General features: G+C 56.5%; 8 protein-coding genes. 2 read left to right on the top strand and 6 right to left on the bottom strand.

All coding sequences use genetic code 11. The features are described 5' to 3' along the window. Window positions 1-8: 8 nt before the first annotated feature. A complete protein-coding gene (locus RID21_RS18495) occupies window positions 9-521 on the bottom strand; it encodes a hypothetical protein (RefSeq protein ID WP_350191369.1) in 513 nt (170 codons plus the stop codon). Between the two features lie 179 nt (window positions 522-700). Here RID21_RS18495 and RID21_RS18490 point away from each other — a divergent pair, with 179 nt between their 5' ends. Together RID21_RS18490 and RID21_RS18485 are read left to right on the top strand one after the other, a co-directional pair. Then, a complete protein-coding gene (locus RID21_RS18490; RefSeq protein ID WP_350191367.1) occupies window positions 701-2,626 on the top strand; it encodes a DUF1592 domain-containing protein in 1,926 nt (641 codons plus the stop codon). 93 nt (window positions 2,627-2,719) lie between these two features. After that, window positions 2,720-4,108, top strand: a complete 1,389-nt coding sequence (locus tag RID21_RS18485) for a DUF1552 domain-containing protein (RefSeq protein WP_350191365.1) — start codon at window positions 2,720-2,722, stop codon at window positions 4,106-4,108. A gap of 89 nt (window positions 4,109-4,197) precedes the next feature. On the opposite strand, the gene RID21_RS18480 is transcribed toward RID21_RS18485, so the two are convergent. From RID21_RS18480 to RID21_RS18460, 5 genes are all read right to left on the bottom strand, one after another. Beyond that, on the bottom strand, window positions 4,198-5,631 hold the full coding sequence (locus RID21_RS18480; RefSeq protein ID WP_350191363.1) for a DUF1501 domain-containing protein: 1,434 nt from the start codon (window positions 5,629-5,631) through the stop codon (window positions 4,198-4,200). 8 nt (window positions 5,632-5,639) lie between these two features. Further along, window positions 5,640-8,798 (bottom strand): DUF1549 domain-containing protein, encoded by a 3,159-nt coding sequence (locus RID21_RS18475; protein ID WP_350191361.1) that lies wholly within the window; start codon window positions 8,796-8,798, stop codon window positions 5,640-5,642. A gap of 78 nt (window positions 8,799-8,876) precedes the next feature. Then, entirely contained in the window at window positions 8,877-10,535 is a 1,659-nt protein-coding gene (locus tag RID21_RS18470) for a FecR domain-containing protein (protein WP_350191359.1), read from the bottom strand. Then, the gene (locus tag RID21_RS18465; protein ID WP_350191357.1) at window positions 10,528-11,052 is read right to left on the bottom strand and encodes a sigma-70 family RNA polymerase sigma factor; all 525 of its coding nucleotides are present in this window, start codon (window positions 11,050-11,052) and stop codon (window positions 10,528-10,530) included. Before RID21_RS18465 ends, RID21_RS18470 begins: the two co-directional genes overlap by 8 nt. Window positions 11,053-11,359: 307 nt before the next feature. Continuing rightward, window positions 11,360-13,438 (bottom strand): alpha/beta hydrolase domain-containing protein, encoded by a 2,079-nt coding sequence (locus RID21_RS18460; RefSeq protein ID WP_350191355.1) that lies wholly within the window; start codon window positions 13,436-13,438, stop codon window positions 11,360-11,362. Between the last annotated feature and the right edge of the window lie 139 nt (window positions 13,439-13,577).

Here is a 13,577-nt window from a genome sequence, read left to right as displayed (position 1 = left end):
TTTCCACGTTACAGTCCAAACCATTCAGGCTTAACCTGAGTCATGAACGCGAGGAATAGTGTGACAATCACTAAGACAATAAACAGATAAAATCCCAGCTGGCTGAGTTGATGGCGTCTCTGTTCACGCCGCCTCCGCGCTTCGTTGAATTTGTTGATTTCCGCCATTTGTTCGGGAGACGGCATGACCGATTCCAACCATTCATCGAGATCAGAGATCAATTGCGTCGAGGGCCAGGGTGGCGTTTGCGTGCCTCCCCAGGTCAGATGCACCAGGGCATACCTCGCCCCTTCAACTTCAGAGTCCAGCTTGAGCAAGATATCATCAGTCCCACTGAAAGCCCCCAGCACATTGGCACTGATCCCGTAAATCGGATGCCCGGGCGACAGTTCGAGCTCAAGTTGCTTGAGAAGCCCCGCATTCCGATCTGGAGTCACCAGCTCAAATCCCATGTCTGACAAGTCAGGTTGATGTGAGGTAACCCAGGCCTGCTCATCCTCAGTGTCATGTTGTGAATTCATTCTGCCTCACCCTCGAATATGGTTTGATACGTCTCGCACGTTTTTTTAAGAGTGAAAATTCCGTGAATTGTCATTGCCAGGCTCTCCCGAAGCGACCTCAGCTCGGCCCGTTATTTACAGTGTACCAGACAGCAACTACAATGCATGTGTATAAAGTATGCTGACTGAGGAGTTTTTGAATGAGTATCACTAAGGCACATTTTGTCCGTAGCGCGATCACCGTGATGGTGCTGGGCATCCTGTGGGCCAGCCCTGTCACTGGTCACGCTGAGTCCAACGCAGATAAAACGCTGGCTGCACACAAAACGGACGCCAAGCAGTTTTTCGATAAACAGGTTAAACCTTTCATCAAAAAATATTGCATCGACTGTCATCAGAACAGGCGACCCACCGAAGCCGGCCTCAGCTTTGACCCGGCTCTGCAAAGTCCCGGCCATGCCGCCTTCAGCGAGAAGTGGAAAAAGTCCGCAGCCCGCGTGAAAGCGCACGACATGCCCCCCGAAGGACTGGATCAGCCATCTGACAAAGAACGTCAGATGTTTGCAGAATGGCTGCAGAAAGTGAAATATCTCAGCCCCAAAGATCCAGGCCCGTTTGTCATTCGGCGGCTCACAAAAACGGAATATGGCAACACGCTCCACGACCTCTTAGACGTCGATCCAGACATCGTTGCCAGTCTGCCGGACGAAGTCAGCGGCGAAGGCTATCTCAATTCGCTGTCCCCGCTGCAACTCGAACAGTACCTGACCATCTCTGAAAAAGTCCTGAATCAGGTGGTGGCACCGGAAGGAGAACCACCTACTGAAATACAACAGCAGCTCTTTGGAAAAACTCCCCGGTCCGGGTCAGACGAGCAGGCAGCCGTACGCAAGGTCGCGCAGTCACTGGCACGAAAAGCCTATCGCCGCCCGCCCACCTCTGCAGAAATCGATGTCCTGCTGAATGTGTTTGATCTGGCAAAACAGAACAAGCTCAGCTACCAGGCCTCCTGCCGACTGATGCTCAAGGCGATCCTGGTGTCGCCGCAGTTCCTGTTTATCACTCCAGCCAAAGAGGTGGAGACGAAAAAGGACATCGTGCCCCTTGATGATTTTCAGCTCGCCTCGCGTCTTTCGTATCTGCTCTGGGCCACCATGCCTGACGCGGAGCTGATGACACTGGCCGACCAGGGAAAACTGCATGAGCTACCGGTCTTGAAAGCTCAGGTCACGCGTATGTTGCTGGATCCGCGATCACGAGCCCTGTTTGATGGCTTTGGAGCGCAGTGGCTCAAGCTGGGAGATATACACACGCGGACCTTCGACCCTGAGAAATTCCCGCAGATGACCGCCGACATGCGGACAGCCATGTACGACGAGGCCCGCCTGTTTTTCGAAAGCATCGTCCGCGAGAACCGCAGCGTTTCGAATTTCATCAACAGCGATTACACGTACCTCAACGGGAACCTGGCCACAATCTACGGCCTGGAAAAAACCGTCACCGGCCCCAGGATGCGGAAGGTCATACTGACCAACGGCAATCGAGGTGGAATCCTGGGAATGCCCGGCGTATTGGCCGCAACATCGTTCCCCAACCGCACCAGCCCCGTCAACAGGGGCGTCTGGGTGCTGGAACAGGTCCTCGGAGATCACGTTCCCGCCGCCCCGCCCAATGTCCCTTCGCTGGAGAAACAGGACAAAAAACAGATCGCCAACCTGACGCTCCGCGAACGGACCGAACTGCACCGCTCCGAAGCGGTCTGCGCCAACTGCCATCGCCTGCTCGATCCGATCGGATTCGGTCTGGAGAACTTCGACGCTATCGGACGCTGGCGCGACAAAGACGAAAACGGCCAGTCCATCGATGCTTCCGGTGAGCTTCCGGGCGGCAGGAATTTTTCCAATCCCCAGGAACTCAAAGCCATTATCTCCGACCAGAGCGTAAAGTTTTCTCGCAATCTGGTCGAGCGTCTGTTAGCCTATGCATTATGCCGACGCCTGGAAGGGTATGACGAAATTGTGATCGATGAACTGATGCAGAAGATCGCGAAAGACGATTATCGCATGCAGACGCTGATCACCGAGGTCGTCACCAGTTACCCCTTCACGCATCGTCGAATTGAGTGACAGGCGGACCACACAGCACCCTCTTTGCATGACGGACTTGCAACCCGTCGTACAATTTAAGTTTTCCTCTGCAACCCACCCAAAGGCTTTCCCATGAGCAATTATAAAGCAATCGATCGTCGTACCTGTCTGAAAGGCCTCGGAGCCGCCCTGGCTCTGCCTCTACTGGATGTCATGGGCTGGGCCGAAGCCAGCGAGAAAAAAGCGTTCAAGCCGCCGGTCCGCCTGGGATTCATGTATATGCCACATGGCGTGATTATGGATCAGTTCTGGCCCAAGGATCCCCAGACGTTTCTGAAATCGCCGCCCCCAGCCCTGGAATCGCTGCGCCCGGTGATCGACCAGTGTCTGCTGATGAAGGGGATCGAGGGTGTTTCCAACGGTCCGTTTCGCGGCGCGCCACACGCGCTGGAACTCTCGACCTGGCTGACCGCGGATTTGCCTGATCCGGACAAGCGGGACGAGATCAGTATTTCCATCTCCGCCGATCAGATCGCCGCGAATTCCCTGGGTGCGTTTACCGCCCTCCCGTCACTGGAACTGGCCACAATGCCCCAAACCTGGAAGGAAAACCAGGCGGGCCTGAACGAAGCCTACTATTCCCACTGCAGCTTCCGCTCGCCGACCCAGGCGGTTCCCGCCGAGACCAATCCTCGCAACGTGCTGAACCGTCTGTTCAACAAAAAGGAACAAGGGGACGGACTGTCGGCAAACGGAATGAGCAGTTTAGATCGCAGCATGCTGGACCTGGTGATCGGCGGCGCCCGCGATCTGCGTCGTACGCTGTCTTCGACCGACCAGAAGAAACTGGATCAATACCTCGACAGTGTTCGTTCGGTAGAACGCCGGATCGCCGCCATCGAAATGCGTCAGAAAGAAGCGGCCCTCGAGAAAGCGGGAGTCCGCCCCAGCCGCAGTCACAAAACTGACTCACCTCCTATCGAGATCAAGATTCCCGAAGGAGACAAACGCAGCGAATACATGCAGGTGATGTGCGATCTCAACGTGCTCGCCTTCCAGACCGACACGACCCGCGTCTGCACCTACATCGGTTCGACCCCGAATGGCGTCTCGTACCCTGAACTCGGTTTCAGAGACCAGCACCATTCGCAAACCCACCACAATGGTGAGAAGAAAAAAGTCGATAAAGTCGCAGCGATCACGAAATTCAACATCGACCAGTTCGCCTACATGGTCAACAAAATGCACAGCCTGAAAGAAGGGGACGGCACCCTGCTCGAGAACTGCATCATGATGTGGGGCTCAGGCCTCGAAGACGGCGACCGCCACACCCGCGCCAACCTGCCTTTCATCCTCGCCGGAAGCGGCGGCGGTGCGATCAACACGGGACGCTTCCTGCCCGATGTAAAGGGCAACCAGGGCGACCTGCTGACGACGTTACTGACCTGTGCCGGCATCCCGCTGGACCGCCCCGTCGGAATCGCCACCAAACAGATCTCAGAGATCCCCACCAGCTCCTGAGATCTGAAAACACAAACAGGACTGGATTAATCGAAATGCTTAATCCTGGGGATCTCCACTGATGATGCCCCCTTGTTTAAATAGTCAGTTCAACCAGTCACCAGCTTCGTTTGGAACTCACCTTCATTGACCGTAGGACGTTCGGGGCGGCCGTTGTATTCGTATGTGAGTTTCATCCGGTCCAGGCCCAGCAGGTGCAGAATCGTGGCGTGCAGATCGTGAACGTGCATCCGATCTTCAATCGCCCGCAGCCCCAGTTCATCGGTAGACCCGATGGTCTGTCCCCCTTTGACTCCACCGCCAGCCATCCACATAGTGAATCCGGTCGGGTTGTGATCGCGGCCGTCTCCCTTTTCCGACATGGGAGTGCGTCCAAATTCGCCTCCCCACACCACGAGTGTCTCATCCAGTAATCCCCGTTGCTTCAAGTCCCGGATCAGTCCGGCTACGGGGAGATCCATCGCCTTGCAGTGCTGGGTGTGATTCTTCTCAATCCCCGAATGGGCATCCCACTTACTGCCGGCGCCATGATACAGTTGCACGAAACGGACGCCCCGCTCCACCAGTCGGCGTGACATCAGGCAGAGTCGCCCGAAGGACGATGTTTCCTGCTGATCCATCCCGTACAGCTTGCGGGTGGCTGCGGTCTCCTGGCTCAGGTCGACCGCCTCGGGTGCTTCGGACTGCATCCGAAAGGCGAGTTCGTAACTGGCGATGCGTGCATCAAGCTCTGTCTGCCGGGCGTGCTGCCGGGCATATCCCTGATTCAAGGATTTCAAATACGACAGTTTTTCGCGTTGTCGGGCGTCTGTCACACCTTCCGGATTATTCAGATTCGGAATCGGCTGCTTGCCTTCCTGTAATCGAATTCCCTGGTACACCGCGGGCATGAACCCGGTGCCCCAGTTTCGCGGACCATTCACCACGGAAGAACGATTATCCTGCATGACCACGAACGAGGGGAGGTTCCTGTTTTCCGAACCGAGCCCGTACGTCACCCAGCTTCCCAGCGAAGGACGACCGCCGATCAGCGAGCACGTATTCATCTGGCAGACACTGGAGGAATGGTTCAGACCATCGGCCCAGCAGGAGCGGATCACGGCGATGTCATCGACGCAGGTCGCAATTTCGGGCAGCCAGTCCGAGACCCAGGTCCCCGCTTCGCCATGCTGTTTCCACTTTCGCTTCGAGATCAGCAAGGGAGACCGGGATTCCCCGGCGGCGGTCAGAATCTGACCGAAGCTGTCCGGCAGAGTCTGTCCTGCCAGCTTGTTCAACAGCGGCTTGGGATCGAACAGATCAATGTGGCTCGGTCCCCCTTCCATGAACAGGAAGATAATATTCTTCGCCGTCGGCTTGTGATGAGGAACAGGCCCTGTAACAGGCACTGATCCCCCCGCAGCAGAGGAACTCTCTGCCTGTGCCAGCAGACTGGCGAGGGCAACGGAACCAAAGCCGAGCCCGCTGCGTTCCAGAAACTCGCGTCGGGTGCGGGGTGTTTCAATATGTGGTGTAGAGTACATGGAGCGCCTCAATCAACGTATAAAAATTCATTCGAGTTCAACAGAATGTGGCACAGATCAGCAAACGCCGCACGACGGGGATCACTGGCTGCTGTCGGCCGGTCATCCCGCGTGATGTCATACTGATGGGACGAACTGTCCTCAAACATGCCCGGTACGGGATCGAACCGCCAGTACCCCAGCGTCTTCTCAGTAATGGATTCCTGCGTATACAGCAGGGACGGAACATCCAGCGCCGCCGATGACAGGCGGACCTCGTCAATCAGCCCGTCAAACAGGCTGTTCTTATTCTGGACCATGCGGCCGATGGCCAGTGCCAGACGATTGTCGTGCACCTCAACAGTCTGGTGCTGTTTCGTAATCTTCCCCAGCTGCTCATCGTCGTTCGAAAGGTCTTTCAGGAAGAAGTCAATCGAGCCGGCCCGTTCGTCCGTCACATGAAAACTGACCGCGGCATAATAGGGCGTATTGAATTCAATATGCTGATCCGAAAAGACAATTTCGTCGCCCAGCTTTCCGTTCCGCTTTTTACCATAGGTCCGAAAGACCAGCGTTTGCGGCTTGCGGCGCGAACCGCGGCCCGTCACGCCAAACAGCCAGCCCGGCTCAGATACCTTGCCGCTCCACTTCGAAACAATCGTCCGCACCGCCCCGGATTCATAGATCGACTTAATCTGGAAGTAGGCTTCAATGGTAAAATCATTCGGCGTCAGCCGCCGGTTATCGGCGACATAGAACGAAGAGGGCTTATCGGCGTGAAACACCACCGACTGCCCGTTGCGGTAAGGCATCGTCGCGGTTTCGAACTGCTGCAGATCGACGGTCGGTTTCTGTTCCGACAGCAGTCTGGATTCACGATCGAGAAACTCCCGGGCCTGTGACAGTTCACCCGAGGTCACCGGTCTCCCGAAGGCGATTTGCCACGCGCGCCTCAGAGCCAACTCTTCCTGATCGGCTGAGGGAACAGCGGCCGCTTCCTGGAAGGCCCGTTGCGCAAGCTGATCGGCGAACCGCAGCATCTGCTGGCTGTTGAACAGCTGCAGTGACTGCACGGGAGAGGTTGTCGTATCGCGGGCCGACACGCTGGTGAAGAACCGGGGCATGTCGAACACCTGCAGCAATGGATCACGGCTGTTGCGCATCATCCGCAAATAGATGGACCGGCGAGGGACGCTGGGAGTCACACCGGGGCCGCCCGCCTTGAGATCCAGCTGGCCGGTCACCGCCAGGATCGAATCGCGAATCTGTTCCGCATCCAGGCGGCGTGTCTCCGCACACCAGTAATATTTGTTGGCAGGATCGAGGGCGAACATCGACGCTTCCTGAGGATGCTGCGTCGACTGTCGATAGGTGGCTGAGGTGACGATCAGACGGTGCAGACTCTTGAACCGCCAGCCTCCGTTCAGAAACCGCTGTGTCAGCCAGTCCAGCAATTCGGGATGCGAAGGCGGGCCACCCAGTCGACCTAAATCGCTGCTGTGCGGCGCCAGCCCTTTGCCAAAGTGATATTGCCAGATGCGATTGACGATCACCCGCGTCGATAACGGGTTACTGTCCTGCGTGAGCCAGCGGGCCAACGCGGTCCTGCGACTGGTAGTCCCCGGCTGCGGCGCGCCATAATAATCGTCCGCCGGTGTTTCCAGAATCGTCAGGAAACCGGGGTCGCATTCGGTCCGTTTCTTGGGAATCCTGGTCTGAGGCGCCTGCGCCCCGACATCCCGGACCTGCTGTGCCAGCGGCAGCGGTTCCGGCTTCAGTTGATCGAACTTCGCCAGCTTACGCCTCAGGGCCAAAATCTTTTCTTTCGCATCTCCCTTCAGCTGTTTGTCGAGATTCCGGTAGTTGTGCTCTACCTGCCGCCATGCCAGCTCGACCAGCTGCTGTTCCCGTGGAGACCGTTTCTCTTCCGGTTTGTGAATCATCGCCTGGATATCAGGCGGAAAAGAGATGATGACAGCCCGGGCTTTCTTCCGATACGGGGCTTCCAGTACCGCGAGCTCATCGCGAATCGCTTTGGTCGCCTGCTCCCAGGCACTCAGTTCACTGCGGTATTGTTTCAGTTGCTCCGGCGTCCCCACTTCCTGGGCGGTCTCAATCAGAATCGGTTCGAAGAAGGCGCGTAACTGGAAATAGTCCTTCTGCAGCACGGGATCAAACTTGTGATCGTGACAGCGGGCACATTGCATCCCCACGCCGAGGAAGACATCGCCGACCGTGTCCGTCAATTCGTTCAACATGATATCCCACTGACCGGCGACATCACGGCTGTTCCACTCATAAATCCCGTGCGTCAGAAAGCCGGTGGCGATCTGGGCGTCGACGTCACCAGGAAACAGCTCGTCTCCCGCCAGCTGTTCCAGCACGAACTGACTGTAAGGCTTATCCTCATTCAGCGACCGGATCACATAATCGCGATAGCGCCAGGCATTTGAACGATAGCCGTCGGCCCGGTAGCCGTCGGAATCCGCATAGCGAACCACATCGAGCCAGTGCCGGGCCCAGCGTTCGCCATAACGCGGACTGGCCAGCAGACGATCGACCAGCCGCTCGTAGGCATCGGGACGCTGATCCTGCACAAACTCCTGCACCTCCTGTGGCGTGGGAGGCAGGCCGTGCAAATCGAAATAGACCCGTCGGATTAACGACTCCCGATCCGCCTCCGGAGCCAGTGTTAACCCCTGCTTTTTTTGACGAGCGAGGATGAACCGGTCGATTTCGTTTTTGCTCCCGTCACCGGTCGCGGCAGGGACTGTCACAGCCTGCAGAGGCTGAATCGCCCACCAGGCGCGGTCTTCTGCAGTAAACCGGGGCCCCCGCTCTTTGCGCAGCGGAACCGTATCGTCGGCCCCGGGCCATGGTGCACCCAGCGCAACCCATTTTTCGAGGATCTTGATCTGCTGCTCTGGCAGTTTTCCCGCGGGCGGCATCTCGTACGATTCATAACGCACCGCCTCAATCAGCAAACTTTTCTCCGGCTTGCCCGGAACCACAGAAGTGCCCGACTCGCCTCCCAGCAGAGTGTGGCCGCGCGTGTCGAGTCGCAGGTCGCCTTTCTGTTCCTTGGCCCCATGACAGGACCAGCAATGTTCCGCCAGCAGCGGACGGACTTCGTTCTCGAAGAACTTCATCATTTCCGGCGAGATATCAGCAGCGTTTGCCGCAGACATCGTCAGCAGAGTCATGAAAAGCCAGCACACGGTTGTTGTGAATCTTTGAAGCATAATATTCCAGGGTGTAAGCAATATTTAACGGGGGGGAAGTCCAACAATGACTACCGGGTCAATCCGGTCGGCGTCGTCCTGGGCATCTTGCAGGAACAGTCCGGTAATCGATCCGCCCGGCGGAATCTGCATGTCATCCAGATCAATCCCGACGGCAAACAGCCGCGAGGGAACCTGATGCACCAGTTGCGAGCGTGCTACGATTGGCAGCGGCGTTCCATCGTCGGCGAAATCGGGACTCAACTGGGTCAAACGGCAGCCGGTCATGATCTGTGCCTGCTCGGAATGACCATCGATGTCATACTTCCGCACCGTTATCGGCCGGGCAGTCGGGTGATCGGTCTGCGGGTACAAATGGAACACATCCCCCTCCAGTGAGTGGGCAATCGACTGGGCATCGAAAATAATCAGGTCAGGACCAGGTCCATTCACCACCGGTTGATCGAAAACCAGGTTCATGCCGGGGGTACCGTTGCGTCCCAGTTGAAATTCGCCCTGGTGCACTTCTTTCTCTCCGCCCGGGTTGATGAAACCCGAAGCAAACAACAGATTCATCGGGCCGAACCGGTTAAATTCCTCAGCGGGAGACTCGGCGGGAACGACCCCGAACGCATGAGAGCCGGGCCGGTAATGATTGACGACCGGCAGAATGAAATCGTCGGCCTGATAAATGCGCTGCACTCCCGCCCGCTGCACGGAGACAGACGCCAGCGACTTTGCCCGCCCCTGTTCATCCGGAATCGATTCATAAGCAATCAGGTGGTCGGGGATGGCGTCGATATAGTCTTGAGGCGACTGCTCGCGGTCTCCGTCCATTACATTCAGGTCGGTACCCACATAAGCGGTCTCCCCTTTGAGCAGACGCTTTTTGCGGGGATCGCTCAGCGAAGAGACTTCCGCCTCACCATCCACAACGGCCACATTCGAGGCACCGTCTTCAGTAACCGTCACGGAAAAACGCGTCCCCAGGTCAACCACATTACTGGTCGGCGTGCTGACTTTAAAACCTTCGGCCCCCTCGGGTGCATAGACCGAGCACTTGCCGAGGTTCACTACCAGTTCCTCTTCATCCGCCACCTGGAACAGTGCGGGTGCTTTGAGAATCACTTCCGCTCCCGAGGCAAAGCGGATTTTGACCATGCCGTCCTGCAGCATATAGTTCTCAGCGAACCGCAGGCGACTGCCCGTCAGCGTGGGATAATGTGTTCCTCGGAAGACCGCCCGGTGTCCTGCGATCAATGTCGCTTTAGAGAATTGTTCCTGCGCTGGCTGTTTGTCGGCGGTCTGGTGAGAGCCAGACAGTGGTGCGGGGACTTCCTGTTGCGTCGGGACTTCCTGTTGCGCTACCTTGCTTTTGAGTTCATTGCCTGTGGAAACAAAGAGGACAGCCGCCACGACCAGGCAGGCCACGGCACAAACTGTCAGCATCCACACGCCCCAGGGGACCGATTTCTTCTCTTGCGGGTAACTGATGTTATAGTCGGGGACACTTCTGCTGATTTCCCCCAGCTCCATCAGGGAAGCATCGAGACACATCAGTTCCAGGTACTGTGTCTGACGTTCCGGCTGATCCAGCAGCAACGACTCCAGCTGTTCTGTTTCCGTCTGATCGAGCGAACCGTCGGCGAGCCGATGTAACAGCCGCTGAAATTCTGCTACGTTCCGTTGTTCTTTTTCAGGCATGTTCCACCTCCGACACACGTCGCAGCACACAGTCTCTCAACTGACTGCGGATGCGGCCCACCCGGTCATAGAGGGCGTTGATTTTCATTCCCATCTCCTCCGCCACGGACGCACATTTTCGTCGTTCCCAGTAAACCTGCTGCACCAGCCACAGATCCTTCTGACGCAGAGACTTCAAACACTTCTCCAACGATGAGAGTTGCACATTGGGAGCACTGCTGCCCTGCATTCGCTCAAAGAGCTGGTTCAGCAACTGTTCGGAGAAATGGTGCCGATCACGGGACGAGACGCGCAGGAAGTTTTTCACTTCATAAAAGGCGATGCCCATGGCCCAGGGCAGAAAATCGCATTCCGCGTCAAACTGATCAAACTTGTCCCACAGGATCATGCTGCAGCGCTGGTAGACATCTTCCGCGTCCGTATGATCGGTCAGCAGCGAGTAGATAAACGCATACAACTGACGACGATGGGCCGTCAGCAATGTTGTGAACTGCAGTTCCTGTTTTTTCTGTTCCATGAAATATTTCAACCAGCATTCGAGGCAAGCCAACTCGCGATGTTTCGGTTCTATAAGTAATCGTACACTCAAAGTTGATTTCAGGTCGCGTTTTGAAAAGAATCTGCAGATTTCTGACAAAGATCGCAGGTCAGAAACATCACCATAACAGAAACAATTTCAGACATCCCCTTTAATAGTCAGTAGTTACAGACACACACCACTCACAATCAGAGCTCATCAGGGAAGTAGATAAAACTCCCCTCGGCGCAGCATTACACCTGTCTGCAGAAAGTACAGACAGGTGTAATCAATGTCATGACGGACCTCACTTACCCTGCTCTGCGGGTTCTGCTTTCGCATTGATTTTCGCAAACAGCGGTACCACCCGCTCACGCTGCGATTGCAGAATCCGCTCTCTATCTTCCTGCAGCAGATAGCCTGCTTTCTCATAAGCCTCGCATTGGGCGGCCAGCTGTTCAAGATATGCTGCCAGGGTGCCATAACGTTCTTCGACCGACGCTCGGGGATCTCCCCGTTGTTCGCGTTCTGCTTTCGTCAACGGAAAGGGAATATACGAACCCGACAGACTGTAAAGCTGGTTGGCGGCCGGACCGTTCTCGCTGCGTAAGCGCCAACTGGCATAAGTGGCCACCGGCACCGCGACCTCGGGAGCCGACAGACATCCCAGTTCATTCCCATCCGGCCCGGATCGAGGAACGAGTACCCTGTAATCGCCGCGCGGCAAGGGAGGTTGCAGATCCACGATACGTTCCTTCTGCCAGCGGGGACCGAAATCCAGGTAAGCAGGTTGCTGAATGACACCCGGATAACGAATGCCGGGAATCTCTGGAAACCCGGTAGCATTCTGAGTCCAGCTCACCAGCGTCCCTTTACTGATCTTCGGATAGACGCTGGCCGGAGGCGCGGTTCCCTCTTTCGCCCAGTTATCGAGCGAGAGCAGCAAGGCACGCAGGAACGGTTTGTAATCCGCGGGATTGGGAGCCGTCTGACCATCCCCTTTCTCGGTCGTGAATCGGCTCGGACCATGCTGCGTCCCGCCGATGATATAGAACCGCACATTCTCAGGCAGCGCAACATCAGTAGTCCCCAGAGGATCGGTATGCGACAGTGAACCGCTGCGGTTCCAGTACTCCGAAGAAGACTGCGTATGCATCACCAGGGGTGCAGTACCGCTGGCTTCGGACCGGGTTAGAATTCCCTCAGTCAGCCCCGACAGCGGATCCTTCTGGGCAGCATAAGCAAAGGGGAAACGGTCCGGCGGGTAATCGTGATGGTCATGCTGTCCCGCATGCCGGGTGGGCTGGGCAAAACGATGGTTAAACGATCCCATCCCTGATCCGGAGACGTGAGGAATGATCCCCTCGAAGACCCGCTGCCCCGCTTCGTCTTCATTGAAGCCCCAGTACATCATCTCGCGTAAAAAACGACCGCTTTGTGAGACACCAAAAGAGTGCGCCCGTTCGATCACAGGCTTGCCTTCGACCAGTAACGGATTGCCCTCGCCCGTCCCCTGCTTCAAAGCCGAAACCAGATCGCGTACCGCGGTGAAGCCGGTTCCCATCACGACGGGATTCTGGGCCTCATAAATCAGTTCGTAGATCTGCAGCTTCTTCAGCCCGGCGGGATACTCGAGTTCCACTTTCGGCAGTTGTGCGTGCGAATCGCTGTCGACTTCCGTGACATGCAGCTTCCACTCCGAACGGGGAATCGGCACCCGAGGATGACTGGCCAGCAGACGATGCGTCAACGTCGCCTCCTGGAGCCCCTTGGCCGTCGGACGATAGGAACCATGGTTCGCCCAGTTGACCACAGTCCGCGTGGTGTCCTTGCCCGGCACGATTTCACAACGGACTTTTCCAGTGATCGGCTGCTGAATCACCGGGGGAACGAGCCTCAGACGACTGCTTCCCGGCAGCAGCTCTCCGTCCCAGCCGCTGGAAACGTAGGTGAAGCCCTCTCGCATCAGAAAACCGTCACCCGCCTGTTTCTGCGTTTGGGGATCATTCCCCCCCGAAGCGAAGTTTAACATCCGCAAGGCAGTCAGGTTGCCCCGATTATTGACATCATACAGCAGCGCCCCGTTGCCTTTGCTCAAATCCTTAGGCGCCAGAATGATTAGATCCGCCGACAGTTCCACGCGGCCCGCTTTGTTGCGCGGTGCCAGCTTCAGATCGACAACGTTCTGATTTTGTGGCAATTCGGGATCGAGTTCATAATACACGCGGCCCTTAATCCGTTCGTACTCTCCGACAGGCCCAAATTTCTGACCATCGGCAAACGGTTCGCGTACGGTAATTTCAAAGCGCGTGAGCTCCGCAGCCAGCGGTCCCACAAGCAGCCAGGAGACAAGTGTAATGGTGAGGACTTGCAGTAGACGATTCATGAACATCCCAGTTGTAAAACACGTTGAAGACTCTGTAGACAAAAACAAACTACCGTGTGAGTCACAATCACTGTATCCCGCACGGCTGCTTAAAAGTATATCGTGTGCACAGTCCCCCAGTCCACCGGAGGTAAGTTCT

Origin of the sequence: Gimesia sp. (assembly GCF_040219335.1) — a bacterium.
Taxonomy (GTDB): Bacteria; Planctomycetota; Planctomycetia; order Planctomycetales; family Planctomycetaceae; genus Gimesia.
Note: the sequence above shows the minus strand (reverse complement) of the source record. Positions and strands in the feature narration are given on the sequence as shown.

Coding starts and splice junctions, on each gene's coding strand:
- RID21_RS18460 (WP_350191355.1), bottom strand. CDS start 13,438: ATGAATCGTCTACTGCAAGTCCTCACCATTACACTTGTCTCCTGGCTG.
- RID21_RS18470 (WP_350191359.1), bottom strand. CDS start 10,535: ATGCCTGAAAAAGAACAACGGAACGTAGCAGAATTTCAGCGGCTGTTA.
- RID21_RS18480 (WP_350191363.1), bottom strand. CDS start 5,631: ATGTACTCTACACCACATATTGAAACACCCCGCACCCGACGCGAGTTT.
- RID21_RS18485 (WP_350191365.1), top strand. CDS start 2,720: ATGAGCAATTATAAAGCAATCGATCGTCGTACCTGTCTGAAAGGCCTC.
- RID21_RS18495 (WP_350191369.1), bottom strand. CDS start 521: ATGAATTCACAACATGACACTGAGGATGAGCAGGCCTGGGTTACCTCA.
- RID21_RS18475 (WP_350191361.1), bottom strand. CDS start 8,798: ATGTCTGCGGCAAACGCTGCTGATATCTCGCCGGAAATGATGAAGTTC.
- RID21_RS18465 (WP_350191357.1), bottom strand. CDS start 11,052: ATGGAACAGAAAAAACAGGAACTGCAGTTCACAACATTGCTGACGGCC.
- RID21_RS18490 (WP_350191367.1), top strand. CDS start 701: ATGAGTATCACTAAGGCACATTTTGTCCGTAGCGCGATCACCGTGATG.